This window comes from Sporosarcina sp. FSL W7-1283 (genome assembly GCF_038003105.1).
In the GTDB taxonomy this organism is placed as follows: domain Bacteria; phylum Bacillota; class Bacilli; order Bacillales_A; family Planococcaceae; genus Sporosarcina; species Sporosarcina newyorkensis.
Window position 1 is genome coordinate 130,125 of the sequence record NZ_JBBOOL010000001.1, and the last position, 19,694, is coordinate 149,818.

14 protein-coding genes are annotated in these 19,694 nt (G+C 37.9%); 7 read left to right on the plus strand and 7 right to left on the minus strand.

Going from position 1 to position 19,694, the window contains the following annotated elements; genetic code table 11:
* Nucleotides 1-108 precede the first annotated feature (108 nt).
* Nucleotides 109-711 (plus strand): SAM-dependent methyltransferase, encoded by a 603-nt coding sequence (locus MKY93_RS00610; protein WP_340757842.1) that lies wholly within the window; start codon nt 109-111, stop codon nt 709-711.
* Between the two features lie 96 nt (nt 712-807).
* Here MKY93_RS00610 and MKY93_RS00615 read toward each other — a convergent pair whose 3' ends face one another.
* Nucleotides 808-2,958 (minus strand): type IA DNA topoisomerase, encoded by a 2,151-nt coding sequence (locus MKY93_RS00615; protein ID WP_340757844.1) that lies wholly within the window; start codon nt 2,956-2,958, stop codon nt 808-810.
* 216 nt (nt 2,959-3,174) lie between these two features.
* Between MKY93_RS00615 and MKY93_RS00620 the strand changes: the two genes are divergently transcribed.
* Nucleotides 3,175-4,236, plus strand: a complete 1,062-nt coding sequence (locus tag MKY93_RS00620) for a flavin-containing monooxygenase (protein WP_340757846.1) — start codon at nt 3,175-3,177, stop codon at nt 4,234-4,236.
* Nucleotides 4,237-4,542: 306 nt separating this feature from the next.
* Here MKY93_RS00620 and MKY93_RS00625 read toward each other — a convergent pair whose 3' ends face one another.
* From MKY93_RS00625 to MKY93_RS00645, 5 genes are all read right to left on the minus strand, one after another.
* Nucleotides 4,543-5,988: a flavin monoamine oxidase family protein gene (locus MKY93_RS00625; protein WP_340760885.1), complete on the minus strand. Its 1,446-nt coding sequence runs from the start codon at nt 5,986-5,988 to the stop codon at nt 4,543-4,545.
* 276 nt (nt 5,989-6,264) lie between these two features.
* A complete protein-coding gene (locus MKY93_RS00630; RefSeq protein ID WP_340757848.1) occupies nt 6,265-6,852 on the minus strand; it encodes a LysE family transporter in 588 nt (195 codons plus the stop codon).
* A 148-nt stretch (nt 6,853-7,000) separates the two neighbouring features.
* Nucleotides 7,001-7,906: a LysR family transcriptional regulator gene (locus MKY93_RS00635; protein WP_340760886.1), complete on the minus strand. Its 906-nt coding sequence runs from the start codon at nt 7,904-7,906 to the stop codon at nt 7,001-7,003.
* Nucleotides 7,907-8,445: 539 nt separating this feature from the next.
* Entirely contained in the window at nt 8,446-8,916 is a 471-nt protein-coding gene (gene yiaA, locus MKY93_RS00640; protein WP_078817660.1) for an inner membrane protein YiaA, read from the minus strand.
* Nucleotides 8,917-9,181: 265 nt separating this feature from the next.
* Entirely contained in the window at nt 9,182-9,763 is a 582-nt protein-coding gene (locus MKY93_RS00645; RefSeq protein ID WP_078817659.1) for a TetR/AcrR family transcriptional regulator, read from the minus strand.
* Nucleotides 9,764-10,362: 599 nt separating this feature from the next.
* Here MKY93_RS00645 and MKY93_RS00650 point away from each other — a divergent pair.
* Entirely contained in the window at nt 10,363-11,286 is a 924-nt protein-coding gene (locus MKY93_RS00650) for a DsbA family protein (RefSeq protein WP_340757851.1), read from the plus strand.
* Between the two features lie 16 nt (nt 11,287-11,302).
* The gene (locus MKY93_RS00655) at nt 11,303-11,611 is read left to right on the plus strand and encodes a monooxygenase (RefSeq protein ID WP_221837640.1); all 309 of its coding nucleotides are present in this window, start codon (nt 11,303-11,305) and stop codon (nt 11,609-11,611) included.
* Nucleotides 11,612-11,975: 364 nt separating this feature from the next.
* Here the strand turns inward: MKY93_RS00655 and MKY93_RS00660 are convergent, their stop codons facing one another.
* Nucleotides 11,976-13,412: an S-layer homology domain-containing protein gene (locus MKY93_RS00660; protein ID WP_340757855.1), complete on the minus strand. Its 1,437-nt coding sequence runs from the start codon at nt 13,410-13,412 to the stop codon at nt 11,976-11,978.
* A 272-nt stretch (nt 13,413-13,684) separates the two neighbouring features.
* On the opposite strand from MKY93_RS00660, the gene MKY93_RS00665 reads away from it, so the two are divergent.
* The 3 genes from MKY93_RS00665 (at nt 13,685) to MKY93_RS00675 (ending at nt 19,690) form a co-directional block, all read left to right on the plus strand.
* Entirely contained in the window at nt 13,685-16,792 is a 3,108-nt protein-coding gene (locus MKY93_RS00665) for a hybrid sensor histidine kinase/response regulator (RefSeq protein WP_340757857.1), read from the plus strand.
* Between the two features lie 506 nt (nt 16,793-17,298).
* Entirely contained in the window at nt 17,299-18,078 is a 780-nt protein-coding gene (locus tag MKY93_RS00670) for an ABC transporter ATP-binding protein (RefSeq protein WP_445683471.1), read from the plus strand.
* Nucleotides 18,071-19,690, plus strand: a complete 1,620-nt coding sequence (locus MKY93_RS00675) for an ABC transporter permease subunit (protein WP_340760888.1) — start codon at nt 18,071-18,073, stop codon at nt 19,688-19,690. Before MKY93_RS00670 ends, MKY93_RS00675 begins: the two co-directional genes overlap by 8 nt.
* The last annotated feature ends 4 nt before the right edge of the window (nt 19,691-19,694 follow it).

The window sequence follows — 19,694 nt, forward strand, 5'->3', positions numbered from 1 at the left end:
GAATGTCTGCTTGCATTATACATGAAAAGACCCTTTTTCTATGGTACGTTGGGATTACTACTTTTCAAATGAGTACTTGAGTGAAAATATGGAAGGAGAGAGCGAATAATGAACCATTGGAATACACGTTTTCAATCCGAGAATTACGTTTACGGCAAGGAACCAAATGTTTTTTTGAAGGAATTTCAAAAGAAAATAGAAGTTTCAGGTGATGCACTGACCATAGCAGAAGGAGAAGGGCGCAATGCTGTTTACTTAGCAGAGCAGGGAATGAACGTTACTACATGGGATTATGCCGAATCGGGTCTTATAAAAACCAGGAAACTTGCAGAAGAACGGGATGTCAAGATCTCGACAGAGCTGGTTGATTTAAACGAAGCAAGCTGGGAGAAAGACAAATGGGATGAAATCGTGTGCATTTTTGGTCATTTTCCGACAGAGCTTAGGCAAAAAACTCTTCAAAGTGTAAAAGAAGCCATAAAGCCAGGCGGTTATTTTCTGACGGAGGTTTATTCAAAATATCAGCTCCCTTATAAAAGTGGCGGACCACAAGATATCAATTTTTTATATAAACCCGAAGAATTTTTGGAACTCTTCGAGGAATGGCACATTGTTCACTTTTTCATGGGAGAGGTTTCGCGCCACGAAGGAGAGCTTCACAATGGATTATCCCATGTTATTCAATTTGTTGGTCAAAAACCGAAGGAGTAAAAGAATTACATCCAAGAAATATACTATGTGTAAGTCATTTCATTCTATCTGAATTCAATTGATATCCCCCACTTATATAAGTGGGGGATGAATCTGTTATTTTTCCTGCCTTATGTTAAAATCCAAACTCAACTTCCCATCTATTAATGCGAGCGCTGCATTAAATGTGCTACCATTTTGAGCGGTAAAACCTTTGATCACATTGGTTTTCCCTTTCGTACATAGCAGTTTCACTTGACTTGGGGTCAGTTTTTTCTTGAGAAATAAACCGGGGAATGTTTGCTTACAACCATTTTTATAATTACTGCAGCCATAGAAGCTTTTGCGAGCTACGATCGTTCCTTGTTTGCATGTTGGACAAGGGGCGATCTCTTGCGGCGTGTAAGAAGATCTCGATTTTTTAGTGGAAGCCGGCAGTGTCACCGTGACCGTTTGGTCTTCCAGTTGTTCCGGGACTTCATTCAACAGCTTTTGAATGAACTTGGCGATTGTATCTAAGAAATGTTGTGCCGATCCTTCACCCGTCCCAATTTTACGCAAATAACTTTCCCATTTCGCTGTCATGGAAGGACTGGCAAGTAAGTTTCCTTCAATTGCTTGGCAGAGTACGCGTCCTTTATCGGTTATCGATACTACGTTCTTCGAAACGCTGATATAGCCATGTTTCTTGATCGTTTCGATGATGTTACTTCGGGTCGCTTCCGTACCGAGTCCTTCTACTTCCTTCAAAATTTCCGTTTCCTCTTTATCCTCAATTAATTTTCCGCATGTTTTCATCATGGCAATTAACTGGCCCTCTGTGTAAGGTTTTGGTGGCTGTGTTTTGCCTTCCTTAATAGCAATCTCACTGGTAACCGGTTCGTTAAGTTGAAGCGGCGGTAAAGCTTTCTCTTCCTTTTTCTCTTCCTTTGAGGTGCCGAAAAGTGCCTTCCAGCCAAGGTCACGTTCTGTTTTCCCGACTGTGAAAAATGGCAATCCGTTAACATTCGTCGTTACTTTCGTTTCGGTATACAAATAATCCGTATGAAACATAGCGAGCGTCGTGCGAACCACTTCTTCATAGAGATTACGCTCAATTCCCGATAATTTAGCAAGAGCCGCTTCAGTAGGAATCTTTTTTGTCGGGATGATGGCGTAATGTTCCTGAACCTTTGAGCTGTCCACATAGCGTTTTTTAGGTGTCAGAGACGCCGTGAATGGATGGTGAATGAGCTGTTGATATGCATTGACTTGGTCGCGCAAATAGGCAAATTCATTCGGTGTAATATGCCGTGTATCGGTACGCGGATAGGAGACAAGTTTCTTTTCATACAGTGTCTGCATCGTTTTCAGTACATTGGCAGGGCTCGTCTTCCAACGTCGATTAGCCGTCGCCTGCAAAGTAGACAATGAATGAAGCTGTGGCGGCGGCATCCGTTTGTCTGTATTTATAACAGACGTGACAACACCAGGAGTATCTAGCTGAATTTGATGTTTCGCTAACAGTTCTTGCACAATTTCGCGCATTGGTTCTTTTACCTTTGCCTTGCCTTTATACTTGCCATGTTCAGACGTGAAAAGTGCTTCCACTTCAAAGAAGGGTTCTGATACAAACGTTTCGATTTCCTGTTGTCGCTGATAGATTAAGTATACCGTCGGGGACTGAACGCGGCCGATCGGAAAGACTTCTTGAATACCTTTTGCCTTTAATAAAAGTGTGTACAACCGAGAACCGTTCATACCGACAAGCCAGTCACTGATCTGTCGTGCTTTAGCCTCTTCATAGAGCAGCAAATCTTGCCGATTGTCCCGCAAGTTCGCAAAACCTTTTCGTACTTCATCTACTTCCAAGGAATTGATCCAAAGTCGCTTAATCGTTTGATTGCGTGCGCCAGTCATGTTGTAAATGGAATAAAAGATGTTGGATCCTTCACGGTCCACATCACAAGCATTAATGACGACGTCGGTCGCGCGCATCAATCTCTTCACCGCTTGAAATTGTTCATACTTTCCCTTCGCAATTTGAAATTCATAACGTTCCGGTAGTATCGGCAAACTCCCAAGCGTCCAGCGATTCCAGCGATTGTCGTACGCTTTTGGTTCTTTTAATTCGACGAGGTGCCCGATGCCCCATGTGATGATTGCGCCTTGCGGAAAAAGCTGACTTTGCGCTAGTTCGATATGTGTTTTTTGTCGACTTTTTACATTAAAGGCTTCTGCATAGGCTTTTGCCTGGGATGGTTTTTCGGCTAAAATGACTGGTTTCATAGAAACACCTCTTTCACGTATGAGATGAAACGTTAGTTCTTATAGTTGTATTATCGCATAAATGAGTCAGGTCATCTAATATTTGGCTAGAAGCTGAAATTAATATTTAAAGAAATAATCATAACTAATTGATTGCTAAAATAATATATAATAAACTTAGTTCAAATGATCGTTTGAATGAAAGGGGCTTGGAAAATAAAATTAGGGGTGGAATAAATGGAGCGTTATGACGTAATTATAGTTGGGGCAGGACAAGCGGGGATTGCTATGGGTTATTATTTGAAGCAAGAAGGGCTTTCCTTCTTATTGATAGATTCTAAAGAAAGAATTGGAGACACATGGAGACAAAGGTACGATTCATTAGTTTTATTTACTACAAGAAAATATAGCTCCTTACCAGAAATGCAAATGGACGGCCCACCGGAAGGATTTCCAACAAAAGACGAAATTGCAGATTACCTAGAGCAATACGTCAGTCGTTACGATTTGCCAGTGCATCTTAATACGAAAGTTACAACTATAAAAAAAGAGCGTGGAGTGTTTTATATAGAAACGAGTCGAGGAATTTTAGAAGCTAAACAAGTTGTAATTGCCTCAGGTGCATTCCAGAAACCTTTTGTTCCGCAAGTTGCAGTTAATAAGACGGGAGGACCATTCCAAATTCATTCTTCTCTTTATCGTTCGCCTAAGCAACTATTGAAAGGCTCAGTACTGGTTGTTGGTGGTGGTAATTCGGGAGCACAAATTGCGGTTGAGTTAGCCCATGAGAATCCTGTAACTTTGGCTGTAAGCCGTCCATTTAAATTTTTACCTCTTCACTTTTTAGGGAAAAGTATATTTTATTGGCTGGATCTAATAGGGTTATTGCATGCTGGTATCAATACCAAAAGAGGAAAGTGGTTCAGCAAACAACATGACCCTATCTTTGGAAGTGAATTAAAGGCTTTGATGAAAGAAGGACGAGTCTGCGTCAAGCCTAGGGTAGTCAAAGTGGAAGGCAATGAAGTCTCGTTTGAAGATCATAGTGTCCAAAACTTCGAAAATATCATATGGTCAACCGGGTTTATTCCATTTTATGATTGGATTCAAATAGATGGTGCTATCTCAGAAAATAGAAAACCTGTCCATAAAAGAGGTATAAGTCCGATAAGAGGTCTATATTTCATAGGATTACCTTGGCAACATCAACGCGGATCAGCGTTGATCTGTGGGGTTAGCCAAGATGCAAAGTACTTAGTTTCTCATATTGCAGAATTTGTGAAAGAGAATACACTCTAAAACGATACAGAATTCAATAAAACCAAGAAAATTTAAAGTACAGAATTAAAAATCTGACATAATAAGATGACAGGCTCCATAACGGCATCTCTTTAAAAATATAATGGAAACATTTGTTCTTTTATTATCGCATAGATTGGTGAGGTTTTCTAATTTGGATTAATACGGAAGAGAAAGTAGACACAAGTCAGATAATAATTCAGAGTGTTGGCTTTACATTTTCCATATCTGCAGTGAAATAATAATAGATTAAAAGACCGAGTGTATCAACACTCAGTCACGAGGATACTGATTTATCTGGGCTTTCTACAATGTCGTCAATTCATTGACTTCATTGACTTCCTTAGCTACCCGTATTCCCGATTCAATTGCCCCTTGTATCCAACCATGTTGAGTAGAGGCATGTTCACCGGCAAAGTGGACCCTTCCTTCCGGAGATGAGATATAGGGAGATAACTCTTTTATTTGTTCGGGTTTAAACATCGTAAAGGCCCCGCCAGAATACGGATTTCGTGTCCAACTAAAACTTGCACCTGTTACAAACTCATGATAGACCCGTTCACCATGAATTGCAGCTAAATTTTTCAGTGTATATTCCAAACGATCTTGGGAGTTCAAACTATCCCAAACGAGAGCATCATCCCCCCAGGTATAGCTGGCTAATATGATGCCAGATCCAGAAGTGCCAAGTCTTGTGCTCGGATATTGCGTGTAAGCAATGGGGAGATCCGTAACCGTTTGACCTCCAAATATCCCTTCTTTTTCCCAAAACCTATTTTTGAATTGAATCCCGCTTTTTGTTGAGCCTACGTAATGCAGTTCGCGTATGGCTTTCCATTTGTTTTCTGAAAAAGAGTTCCTTGGTTCAATCTCAACAAATTGTAGAACCGAAAAAGGAATGGTCACGATGGCCAGGTCACCGGTTATTTGAAATGGCCTTGAGATTTTTGTATGAGTAGCATCAATTGTAACTTGATTGTTGGATTGAGTGATTTTGGTTACTTTTAATCCGAACATGATGTCGTCTTTTAATTGTGGAACGAATGCTTTTGGAAGTTGATCATTTCCACCGGTAATCTCGAAAAATTTAATATTCGGGGTAAACAGAACCATGAATTCACGCAGTAGTTCAAGAAAAGAGAGTTCTGGGAATCCTTCTAACGAAAGAGTTACTTTTATCATTTCGATTGCGCCTGAAGTCAATCTAGTTCCAAATGGATTATGCCTTAAGTACGCATCCATCGAATATTTATCGAATTCCTGGATGATCCACGGCCAATACAACTGTGGGTTTTGATTTATTAAATCAATGACCGGTTTTATTGCGAATTGGATTAATTCGACAGCCGTTTTCCCTCTTTCATGTGGCGCAACTGGAAAGCCGAAAATTGCAGGATATTGTTCGTAAACCTTTAATCGGCTTTTAATGTTTTTTACAAATAGGATATCATCAGGAGTGCTGTTGATAAATGGATTAAGCGGGAGATTAAACTTTTTTATATATTCTAATGTCAGGAGGTGGGTGTTGGGAATTCTCATGGCACCTGCTTCAAAATACAATTCATCTGTAAAATCTGATTGTATTGTGTAGATACGTCCGCCAACCCGATCAGAAGCTTCAAGGATTGTGACACGATGTCCAGCTTCTTTAAGTAAAGAAGCTGCAACCAAACCAGCCATCCCTGCACCGATCAAAATGATTTTCTTAGGGTTTTGTGTTTTCTTTAGTCCCTCTTTAATAATTGAAATCATTTGCTGGGAAGGTATTTGCGGGAATACGTAATTGTATGTTTGCAAGACATTCCTCCTTCTCATCCAAAGTTTTACGTACAATGCTCTGCGATGGGACACTGCCATTTTATTTAAATAAAACTTCGGTGAACACATCTCTTTGTCGATATAGACTGAACACACTTTGTACAATAATTTGAAATACATTTAATAGCTCGGAGTGTTTGGTTGATAGGAGCTGTATAATAAATATGTAAAGATTGGCGGAGGTATGCTAGCTAGATGTTTTCCTGTACTTCACTGTAATAAAAGTCCAACTGCACATTGCAATAGTAATAACGCCAATATAATATTTATTACTCGGAAATATTTGAAATATGTCTTTTGGAATAATGCTCCAAAAAGTATCCAAGTCAAGGTAGCAATTGTACCTATTGTAGCAATGATTAAAACAAAAAATAAAAGCCACCCAAATGACGAGTAATATGGAACAACATATCCTGTTAGAGAAGTTATACCAAATAAGAATATTTTCACATTAACAATTTGCAAAACAAAACCAGTCAAAAATGAAGGTTTTTTCCCAGCAGTTTTATTGTCAGGCTTACTAATGGAAATTTGGTATGCTAGCCATAAAATATAAATAGCACCTGCATATTTAAGGACAAACATTATCGGGTTTATTAAGTTCTCCAATCCAAAGATAAATACTGCGCATATTGTTTGTACAAAAAGATAACCGATAAAGATGCCGATGAATAAAGGTTTCCCCCTTTTCCATCCATAGTTAGTCATCGTATTTAATGCTAGGATATTACCAGGTCCTGGCGTGAAGGCATTTATTAGAACGTAAATAACAAATGAAGATAATGCTTGAACTCCCATATCTTAATTCACTCTACTTTCCATTATTCTACTTATTTCTTTAATTGAATATAGTATAATGAAAAGTTTCGATATAATATAATACCAAAAATATATAGCTTGATATAGATAATAACTATACCAAGCTGAGAGTTAACTTCACTTTCAGTTATAAATCCTGCGCAATCTTTTGTAATGCATCCAAATATATTTCACCAAGCTTCGTTAGTGTGACATCTCTATGCTTTATTGTTCCAACCCGTATGACCTCATCTACATTAAGAGGAACTGCAATAATTTCATTACCATGAAGAAATTTAGGGAAAACTCCAGAAGAAATGGTATAACCATTAAGACCGATCATGAAATTAACGATAGCTGCTCTGTCGCTTACTTTGATGCTTTTCTTTACACTTCGTGTACTTAAAATTTCTTCCGAAAAGTAAAATGAATTATGTTCTCCTTGTTCAAAAGAAAGGCATGGATAATCATCTAATTCATCCAAATCAATAGATTCTTTGTCGGATAATGGATGATTTTCACTAATAAATACATGGGGTTTTGTAGTAAATAGTTCAGAAAAAGTTATATTTCTTTCTCTTAACAATTTTAATATTACGGATTCATTGTAATTACTTAAATAGATAATCCCTAACTCACTTCGTAAATTCTTTACATCTTCAATTATTTCATATGTCTTCGTTTCACGAAGTGTAAACTCATATTCAGAAGCCCCAAACTCCTTTACAAGTTCCACAAAAGCATTCGCTGAAAAAGTATAATGCTGTGTTGAAATACAAAAATGTTGCTTGGCTGGTTTCTCGCCCATATATTTTTCTTCAAGCATGCTATACTGCTGTAATACCTGCCTAGCATAACCAAGAATCTTGGCTCCTTCATTAGAAATCGTAACCCCTCTATTCGTTCTAATGAATATGGTGATTTTTATTTCTTTCTCTAATTCCTTAATTGCATTCGATAAACTCGGTTGGGAGATGAATAAACTTTTTGCTGCCTCATTCATAGATCCCTTACTTGCTACCTCCACTGCATACTTTAATTGTTGTAAAGTCAGACTGAACGCCACCTTTTTAAAGACCCGAATAAATTCATAATCAAACGTTCGGGTGTTCTTCTTATACATATCCATTGCCCGCCTAAGGAAATAATTCGTGACTCATTATTAGCAAGCATCTTTTTATTCTCTTCTATTCCGTTTGAAAAGTCTAACGTAAATATAGCCTTCGATCCTTACTAAACAAGGCTTTTCATAATGTCTTGGAAGTTATACTGTAGCTTTGATCCTTGTCATTCACATAATAAGATGACAGGTGTCATAACGGCACATCTTTCAATAAAAAGATACATTAGTTCTTATTATGTAGGAACCATGAATGAAATACCACTGTTTTTCCATTGCGATTTTTCGAGAAAGTATATTGGGTGGGGGAGAGGAAATGAAAGTGAATCGGGTATTAATGGTTAGTGGAATAGTGTCTAAATTATATGGGTGATTAGTGCCTTTTTAACAAGCATACCCCCATTCTAGATTTAGAATGAGGGTGAAATAGTATTGTTTAATCAGTCGAAATCATCAAATTAACGGTAAGTGACTCAGTCTATTTCTCTTGCTTTCTGTGAATCTCTAACGTTCTTCTGAACTGTTATCGCAGCAAATATACTAAGAACAAAAGCCATACCATAAAACCCTTTTTCGCTTAAAACAATACTTCCTGCATTGTATAAACCGATGGCCATTAATAAAATAGCTATAATAAGTGCAAACCAGCTAATACCATAATAAATATTCGTAACTGGTATACCTTCTTCTTTATCTCTTACTGCTTTCTGTAAAGATACAGATGAATAGAGTCCAAATATTAAAATTGCAAAATAATATCCTTTTTCGTTCAGTTCCATAACAGCATTATACAAACCTAAGAGGTAAGCTGATACTCCTATTAGTAGCGCTGCTAAAGAAGCTCCTTTGAAAGCTGAAGTGGGTTCCCCGTCTTTTCTTTCTACTTTCCTTTTCGGATCAATACTTTTTTCCTTATCAAATAAATTTTCATTATCCGTAGTCATTGAATGTTCCCCCTTCTCTTTAGACAATCATATCCAAACGAATATAAATCGGCAACTTTTTTTGTAATATTCCATCTCTTCTTTAAATTATGCGGTCAACGTCACAAGGGTTAATGAAGGCTGAAAGTATCAACTGCTTGATGACTTGATATCGCGCATATTTTATTTTGCAAATTGAATACATAGGGTTCAGGCGATATTAGTGTAAACGATAATCATTGCAATAACAGCTATTATTGCCTTTGCGATGAATTCCAAATTGTGTTCATTCTTTTGTTTCGTTAGTAGATCCAACATCAATTCTGGAAATTATATAAGGAATGGCGGGTTTAATAAACTCTTCCGGCTTTACCCCCACACTATTTCTTCTCCATTCTACAGAAGCCCCATAAAGCCCCCAGCTTAACATGACAGCAGTAATCTTTAGGGCCTGCATATCTCCGGTTAGACCTTGTTTTAGCAATACTTTATAAAAAATGATTTCAAGTTGTTCTCTAATAATACGGGCAATGGTATCTTCGTATCCGCGATGGCACCGATTGGATAATGACATTTGAAAATTTGTGACCGCCTTGAAAATATTAACTAGCATTTCTTCATTTAGTTCAATGTTTTGGTAGTGATTACAATCGAGGTTAATTAACAATACTTCCGATAATGCCTTATCCAATAAGTCATATATATCTTCAAAATGATAATAGAACGTGGCACGGTTAATCATAGCCTCGGCTGTAATATCCTTAACGGTAATATCCTTAAATTCCTTCTCACTTGAAAGTTCAATGAAAGAATCCATGATTAATTTGCGTGTGCGTAGAACTCGTGGATCCGTCTTCGATCCGGTCATTGTTATCCCTCCTACTTTTTAGACAATTTATTAAATGTGTTGTATAAACGACAAATCCAATGAATTATTGGTGTTGATTTAGATCATTAGGGCTTAGAATTTAAATGTAAGAAAAATATTATATCGTGCCCTTGAAGAATAAAGAAATATAAGATATTCAAATAAACCATATTAGGGGGGATGAATGCAATTGGCATTGTCACTTTGGAGCACGGTAGATGCAGAATAAATATAACAGAGCGATTACGGATACTATCAATTAGTTATATGTTGAACGGAACAATAGGAACGTCAAAATTGTAATTCATGGTTATACTCTTGGGGTGATAGCAGCTAGCTACTTGCGGTTAATTCTAACTGTATCAAAAGTTGCAACAGTAAGCACTCAACCGGAACTAAATCTTTTCACTGGCTTTTGAGGAAATGATCCCCTTTAAGCTAGCACCATTTCATGAAGAAACGGTTTAAATAATGTTAAATGAAGTTCTAACTTGGTCGGCTGCATAGAAAAAGATTAGAAAGTAAATACAGTGAATGGTTCACGCAAGGTCAAAGATTTTGTTGCCTTTTCTCAATTATTCAAAAGGGAGGAAAACGAATTGAAAAATAATATGATTTGTGATTTAGAAACAGGTGTATGTGGAGTGACTGGGGAAGAAGAAATAGAAGTGATTGATTTCAATCAAGTAAAAAAATCGGTTAATTTCTATTATGTCACGGACCCCATTTGTTCTCATTGTTGGGCCATTGAACCTGAGCTTCGTCGTTTTGTAGAGCAATACGGGGATTATTTTAACTTTCATACGGTTATGGGCGGTTTGCTGGAGAGATGGCATGACGGGCCGATCGATCCTGCAAACGGTATATATAAGCCTGCCGATGTTGCAGGGCACTGGAGAGAAGTTGGAGAACACCCAAGGATGCCAATTGACGGTACTTTAATGATTGATAATCCAGTCCAGTCCTCTTACCCGCCTTCTCGTGTATTCAAGATGATCCAAAAATACCATGATGATAAGTTAGCATATGAATATTTGCGACGTACGAGAGAAGCCCTTTTCTTATTCAACCAAAATATTTCAGATATTTCCGTGTTGATTGAAATTGTAAATAAACTTGGTCTAGATGGGGAAGCTATTGTTAATGAAGCTGAACAACCAATCGGACAAAAGTTATTAAACGAAGATTTTGGTCTGACTAGAAGCCTGGGTGCCAGAGGTTTTCCTACAATTATCATGGTCAATGAGGAAAATAAAGGTGTAAAAATTGTAGGTGGTCGTCCGTTTGAATCCTATGTTAACGGATTGAAACAAGTACTAAATACGGAAGAACTGGAACCTAAAAAACAGTCACCTCTTTCTAGTTTGCTTGGGAAGGAAAAACTTCTGCTTTCTAAAGAAATTGAAGCGATGTACGATGTTGAACGACCAGACGTTCACTCTTTTATTGAAAAAGAACTTTCGCCTGATCAATATCAAGCAAAGGAAATTCTAGGGGAATCCTATTTTACAACTACTAAATAAACAAAGGAGAGTAATTATGGCATACGTTTTACAAGTGGATTTTAAAATGAATGGCCCATTCGGGGATGAAATGGCGGAGGCCCTTACCGATTTAGCCAAAAGCATCAATGAAGAAGACGGGGTCATGTGGAAAATCTGGACGGAGAATCCGGAGATGAAAGAAGCCGGTGGAATTTACATGTTTGAAACAAGAGAAACTGCTGAAAAGTATTTAGATATGCACTCCAAACGATTAACTGGCTTTGGAGTTACGGACATCAACGCAAAAATATTTGCTGTTAATTCGAAATTAACTGAGGTTACTAAAGGGCCGATAAATAACTAGAAGTCTTTATGTAAAAATTTCGGAAGATGCTTATTAGACAAATGAAACCCTCAGTGAAACGTATATGTAGGTAGAACCGTCATAATAAAATCGACTTCCTTTTAGGCAGTCGATTTTATTACGTGCTACGAAAAAGTAGGGGGTTGTATTGTTACAAAAAATTGAATCGAATGATCACGTAAAGTAGTTCAGAGGTCCATTACAAATAAATATAAACCATATAATGTTTGTGGGAATAAAGCTGTGAATATTGTATTTGGCCGGTAGCTATCATTTGTACCAAAAAAGTTAACCGTCCATTCCTTTGATGAGGATTCTCTTTAATTTAATATCTGTTGGACTTGCTTACCGACTCTTTACTCCATTACATATCCGTAATGTACCCATCCGACCAGATCGAAACATTCCATATAGAACCGATTCTCTTAACATCTACCTGAAAGCCTGATTGATGGTAAAACTCTGTACGTATAGGCTTCTCATATTCAACCACAATCGTACCTTCCTTCTTACCAATCAGATGTGCAGTGAACAAGTTAGTGCTGGTATCTCTTTTGATTTCTACAATTTGCTCATAGCCTTTCGTAACAATATTGTGCTTCCCTATATCATATGCCGTCCCTTGCTCATACCTTGCAGAAAGTTTTTCTCTTAACGAATTCACTTCATAATAAAAATGTGTTTTCTTCAATTTCGCTTCAATTCCGTAACGTGTTTCTTTGCCGTCAGCGAAATGCACAGTGGCAATATACTGGCCGGGCTTGTCGATATCAAAGCAGATATTTACATAATCACACGATTTAAACGTTACATCATCAGTCAGCTTCTTTCCGTCCATCGTCGAAAGTGAAATAATTTGGACATCTTGCTTTTCGGGAATTTCAAGCTTTACTGCGGTCGGCAGAAAATCGTTCGTCTCTTTCATCGTCAATTTCAACTCGCCATTCTCTTTTTTTACATGTACATAATATTTTTTGTAATTCTCTGCTTCAAAGAAATGCTTGTCCGATACGGTGAATGTGCCTGAACCTTCTTTTTTCGGAATCAATTGAATTTTATCGTCTCGGTAACCTTTCTTCCCTTCTACGTAAATTATATCGAATAGCCCTGGGTTCACTTCTGTTTCTGTCGTAAAGAAACGATTCCAGCCAAAATCATCCGCTCCGAGCGTCACCATATTCGTCGGTTTCGCCTCTTCCGTCGCTTTCATCATTTTGGCTGCTTGTCCTCTCGTGATGGAGAGATTTGGACTAAATGTATTGGAAGCCGTTCCCGTCGTAATGCCGAGGTGGTAGATGATTAGAATATTCTTGTAATGCGACGAATTGCCATTCCAACCGATATCTTTGAAAGGATTCTCTCCGGACTGACGTGGCAAGTCAAACGCCTTGACCAAAATTGAAGCCATCTGTCCTCGCTTGATCGGATCATTCGGTCCGTAACGCCCGTCCGGATAACCATCAATAATACCTTCTTGCGCCATTGCGGCAATCGCCTTGTAATAGCCATTCACCGTTGAAACATCCTTAAATTCAGGATTTTTGACATTTTTCGTATCCAATTTGATCATCTTCGCAATGATTGCGGCCGCCTGTCCTCTCGTAATAGAATTCCCCGGCTTGAATGTGCCATCCGGATAGCCTCCGATTATATTGCGTTCCGCCAGATCATTGATTGCTTCTGCAAAGTGCTTTGTTGGCGGTACGTCTTCAAATAATTGTTTGCTTGCTGCGTTGCCGGATAATGGCAAGCTACATGCAAGCAACAATGCACCGAATATGGTGATAAATCTTTTCTTCATTTGGTTTCTTCCTTTCTATATTTATTTATGAATCTTTGATGATAGGTGAGCAACCTACAGACGTAGATAATCATAGAAGGTTTCAAAATATATTAATGTCCTCTAAAATAAGTTTTTGTGTGAGAAACACAACCCTACTACGTCGTGGTCTAGATTTGTATAGGGATTCCTCTATTTACATAATATGATACTGTGGTGTATTATCCGAGTAGTCCTAATATGAGCAAACGTCAAAAAAGGAGGGGGAGCGGAGGATTTCCGTGAATACATAAATGAAAAAAAGACATGTGATAATGATGATCGGTTTACTGCTTGTTTTATCAGGTTCTCGTATTCTATGGATGGATACATTTCGCAACCTCTCAGATACACAAATAAAAAATGGTCAATTGGATTTACGTGATTGGCATGCACAAGAGGGCGAAGTTTTGCTTCTTGACGGAGAGTGGGAGTTTTATCCATCACAATTGATGAAGGATCCGGAGCGGATGACGAATGCAAGTGATGGACCGAAGAAACTTGTTCAAGTCCCTGGTAGGTGGAATGAGGATTTTCAAGATGGGAAATCGACTCCATATGGATATGGCTCCTACCGCTTGCTTCTCTATGTGAATAAAAGTGAGGTGCTTAATTATAGTATATATGTGCCTAGCGTTCGCAGCTCTTCGCAAGTCTTCGTCAATGGACGGCTTTTGGCTGGATCGGGACAAATCGGAAAAACAAAAGACGAATACATAGCAAAAAATTTGCCATATTTATCAACCTTTACTGCAGATGAAAACGGTGTGATCGACATTGTCATTCAAGCAGCGAATTTCAAAGATGTTCGTCGCAGCGGCATTATCCGGTCAGTTAAATTTGGTTCCGAAGCAGCAATATCTAAAGAAAGAAATTTGTCCCTATCCTTGCAAGTGTTGGCTTCAGTCATATTCTTTCTACATTCTATCTATGCCCTTGTGCTATATTTCTTGGGAAATCGAGAGAAAAAACTACTCTATTTTTCTTTGCTCTTATTTTGCATAACGTTAATGAACTTAATAAGCAATGATGAAAAATTATTTCACTTATTATTTGACGTTGGATATGAGTGGGATTTCCGTCTGGCGAATATCCTCATTCCGGTCGCTGGTCTTGCGTTGGTTCAGTGCATGGATCATCGCAGTCTTCCATACTGGCGGCTGATGAACCCAGTGTACTCGGTTATTGCTATGGGAACAGCCATCGTTACGCTGTTTTTATCTTCGAGTCAAATTATAATGTTGTTTCCAGTTTATTATCTGTTGGCGGGATTTGCTGTTGCTGTCTCCCTGATAACTATTTTCAAGAAAATATATAGAAATTTCACAGGGAATGTTTTATTGTTACTTTCCTTACTAATAGTTGCCCACCATTTTGCTTGGATGATCTTTTGGAGAGAAACCGGCGTAAGTGTTGTTCATTATCCATTCGACTTGATTTTGTCAATTGGTTGTTTTACATCAATTTGGTTTAAGGATTATTTTACAATGCATGCAGAAACGGCGAAGCTCGCAGTTCAATTACAAAAAGTGAATGAGCATAAGGATCAATTTTTGACGAACACCTCTCATGAGTTTAAAAATCCTCTTCATGGGATCATTAATATGTCTCAATCTGTATTAATGAGAGAAAGGAATTTATTAAAGACTAAAAGTGTCCATGAGCTTGAAACAATTTTAACAGTCGGTCGGCGAATGTCATTATTATTAAATGATTTACTTGATTTAGCCAGCCTTAGAGAAGGCCATCCACGCCTCCATACAAAATCGATAGCGATTCAGCCAATCGTAAGTGGAGTGATAGATATGCTGCAATTTCTCGTTGAAGTTAAGCCAATTCACATTATCAATGAAATCTCAGAAGATTTTCCTTCGGTCATTGCAGACGAAAACCGGGTCATTCAAATCATCTACAACTTACTTCATAATGCGATCAAATACACAGATGAGGGCGAAATCTACATTCGATCGAAAGTAAAGGGTGAAAGGGCGCTTATTATGATATCTGACACCGGAATGGGGATAGATGAGGATTTTCTACGACACTTGTTCCGTCCCTATGAGCAAGCGGTCGACGCAGCAATGACGGAAGGGGGAATCGGACTAGGTTTAAATATAAGTAAACAGTTGGTTGAGCTTCATGGTGGACAGTTAGAAGTATCCTCAACGCCAGGAAAAGGATCAACTTTTACGTTTTCGCTGGAGTTGGACCCATTGGATCAATACAGCAAAACCGAAAACGCTTCATCAATGGAAGCCCAGCACGCCGTATTGTACGAAATGCCCTCTAATTATTTGAAGGAGACCTCGTTTGATTTGACGGATACTGAAATCTCAGCCGCAACATATCAAATGGCGTTAGTGGAGGGTAGGGCAGGGCGGTTGCCTATATTGATCGTGGACGATGACCCCATCAACCTACAGGTACTTCAATCGATTTTGTCAGTTGACCAATATGATGTCACAACTGCGACAAGCGGCAAAGAAGCTCTTGATCAATTAAACAAAAAGGAATACAACTTAGTTATTACGGATGTTATGATGCCGCGGATGTCCGGCTATGAGTTAACCAATATGATTCGTAAAAGGTTTTCACTCACAGAACTTCCAATCTTACTGCTTACAGCAAGGAGCGACTTGAAGGATATACAAGCAGGGTTTTTGGCGGGCGCGAACGACTATGTAACGAAACCTGTTGAAATGTTGGAATTACGAGCCAGAGTCCGGGCGCTTGCGGAGATAAAAGAAGTCGCACGCGAACAATTGCAATTAGAGGCTGCATGGTTACAATCTCAAATCCAACCTCACTTTTTATTCAACACATTAAATTCCGTTATCGCACTGAGTGAAATTGACTTGAATAAGATGAAAGAGTTGCTAATGGAACTAAGCGAATTCTTAAGAAGTAAATACCAATTCCAACACATAGATGAATTGATACCCATACAAGAGGAATTAAATATTGTACGATCATATCTGAATATCGAACAGGTACGTTTCGGAGATCGATTGAATGTTGTGTGGGAGATGGATGGATGTAAGGATCTTAAAATACCCTTCCTGTCAATCCAACCCTTAGTTGAAAATGCAGTCAGACACGGAGTTATGAAGCGTATCAGTGGGGGAACAATCACAATTTATTGCACACTCTATGAGGATTACGTTGAGATTTCAATTAAAGATGACGGCATTGGAATGGATGGAGCCCAGTTGCACAGCTTATTAGAAAGAAAGAAAGGCAGTCAGACAAGTATAGGTTTAATTAATACAAACCAACGTCTAACAAGACAGTTCGGCACAGGGCTTCAAATCAAAAGCACTCCAAATCAAGGAACAGTCGTATCCTTTCAGGTGAGAAGATAGTGTTCAAATGTTTTCGAGAATCACACCTTAGCCGATGATGTAAGGTGGTTCTAGACTATATAGGCAGTATCATTGCCTACAGACGAATAGATTGGCAAAGCACTTGCAGAAATACATGAATGAAAGGAAATCATTAGCGGCTTGTAAATTCTCCAGTTTTCGATTACTAAATATAAGTGAAAAGGGATAGAGGGGCAGGATGGATATCTGCTCTCTCTATCCTTTTATTTTCATAATTTCAAAATTGTAATGATAAACAGTTGAGGATTTAAATGTAATAACATAATTAGCATTTTTTATATAAGAACTATTAATAGATTTGAAAATCGATCGCTAACGAACATCACATGGCAAGAGCCATTATGGAACATGATAAAATAACTGGTTTTATTACAATTTGAGTTGACGGAATAGTTCGTCGTATTAAGAACGCACAAGTAAAATTTTCTATTGATTTACACACCCTTTACATAAATCATCATGGAAATTAACATTCGGTTGCTACAATGAAATTACTTTGGGAGGTGATCCGTTTGCTAGAAATGCAAAACATAGGCAAAAAATATGATCAAAAAGTAGTTTTAGAAAATATAGATCTTATAATTAAAACTGGAGAAATTGTCTCACTACTTGGACCAAGCGGCAGTGGAAAAACTACATTATTGAATATTATTTTGGGTTTGACTCAAATGGACCAAGGAAAAATCATTTTTAACGGAAAGGATATGAGCACGGTACCGATGAAGAAACGAGGCTTTAATATTGTCTTCCAGGACTATGCCCTTTTTCCTCATTTAAATGCCTATGAAAATATTATATACGGTTTAAAAAATAAGAAAGAACTGGTTACGAAGAAGGAGCTTCAGGAGTACATTGATTTTTTAGATTTGAATCCTCACTTGAATAAGAAGATAGGCGAGCTGTCGGGTGGTCAGAAGCAAAGAGTTGCTCTTGCCCGAACGTTAGTGACAAAGCCGGAAGTATTATTGTTGGATGAACCATTAAGTGCGTTAGATGGTGTGATTAAGGAATCCATAAAAGAACGAATTAAGTCTATTGCGAAGGAATTCGATCTAACCACAATTATTGTCACACATGATCCCGAAGAAGCATTAACCTTATCGGATAAAATTCTCATTATTAATCAAGGGAATATTTCGCAGTTTGGCACACCATTTGAAATAATTAACCGGCCAAGTAATGAATTTGTGAAGAATTTTATTCTGAAACAATTGGAGATTAAAAGGCAAAATATTTATAACTTGTTCAGTGAAAAGTATGCTTAAAGTAAAGCTGGAAATCCGTGCTATTTACACAATCATAGTATGCTTATTTGCAATTTTTCTCATCTTGCCTTTGGTCGTCCTATTTATCCGTTCCTTTGAAACGAGTCAAGGATTTACGATCTCAAATTACCATTCCATTCTAACCAACAATGACTTGATGGTATCCATTTGGAACAGCATAAAAATATCCAGCCTGACTGCTGTCATTACAACAATTTTAGCATTTTTGTTATCCTATACGATTAATTTTACGAGGGTTACTCGTCCTCTAAAGGGCGCTATTCAGATTGGAATCCTGATTCCGATGCTGCTCCCTACTATTACATATGGATTTGCGATTATGTATTCTTTTGGAAACCAAGGATTGCTGACAAAGCTCTTTGGTCGAAGTTTTTTTGAGATTTATGGATTTAACGGTTTGTTGATAGGTTATTGTCTGTATACATTACCGCCAGCATTTCTGCTGATTAATAACTCTTTTAAGTATATTGATAAGAAATTTATCATTGTTTCAAAGTTGATGGGCGATAGAGCACTGCGAAGTTTTATGAATACGATTATTCGTCCATTATGGGGAACTCTGGGGGGAGCATTTGTGCTTTCTTTCATCTTGAGTTTTACAGACTTCGGCATACCGGCTTCTATAGGAGGGTCTTATTCTGTTGTAGCAACGCAACTGTACCAAGTGATGCTTGGTTCTATTCCAGATTTCAATAATGGAGCAGCAATTGCCGTATTCATGCTAATTCCGGCAGTGTTTGCAGTATTCCTATTACAATACCTTGAAAAGTTCAATTTTCATTATGACAAACTTAGTGAGGTTGAGTTGCTTCGAAACAGAGGCAGGGACGTCGTATTAGGAATTCTTTCAACCAGTGTTTTACTAAGCATGTTCGCCATCTTTGCCATCATGTTCGTCGCACCATTGGTCAATAGTTATCCTTATGATCTAACTTTTACGTTTAAGCATTTCATAGATGTCTTCCAATCTAGTGATTTAGTGAATGTGTATAAAAACTCGGTAATTTTTGCGCTCCTAACCGCATTATTCGGCACATTAACCGCTTTTTGCGCAGCACTCTTAAATGTGCGCACACCTATTAAAGGAAAAGCGGCATTAGATATATTTTCAATGATTACAAACACCGTGCCGGGTATGGTTTTAGGGATTTCCTATTTACTTCTTTTTAATAATAGCAGTTTAAAAGGGACATTTGCCATTATCGTCTTATGTACTATTATTCACTACTTTACCACGCCGTATTTAATGGCAAAGAATTCACTTTCTAAAATGAATTTGTCATGGGAAATGACTGGAGAATTATTGGGAGATAGCTGGTTTAAAACAATTCGCCGAGTGGTTATTCCAAACTCATTTTCCACTGTATTGGAGATGTTTAGCTACTATTTCATGAATGCAATGGTAACAATAAGCGGCATTATTTTCTTAGTGACGGCTACAACTTCGGTAGTTGCAAGCAAAATTAAGGAATTGCAGCACTTCGCTAAGTTTAATGAAGTTTTTGTTTTATCTATACTCATCTTTTTTACAAATCTATTCGTTAAGTTACTTTGTGATTATTTTCAGAAAAGGCGACTTAAACACAATTAAAGTG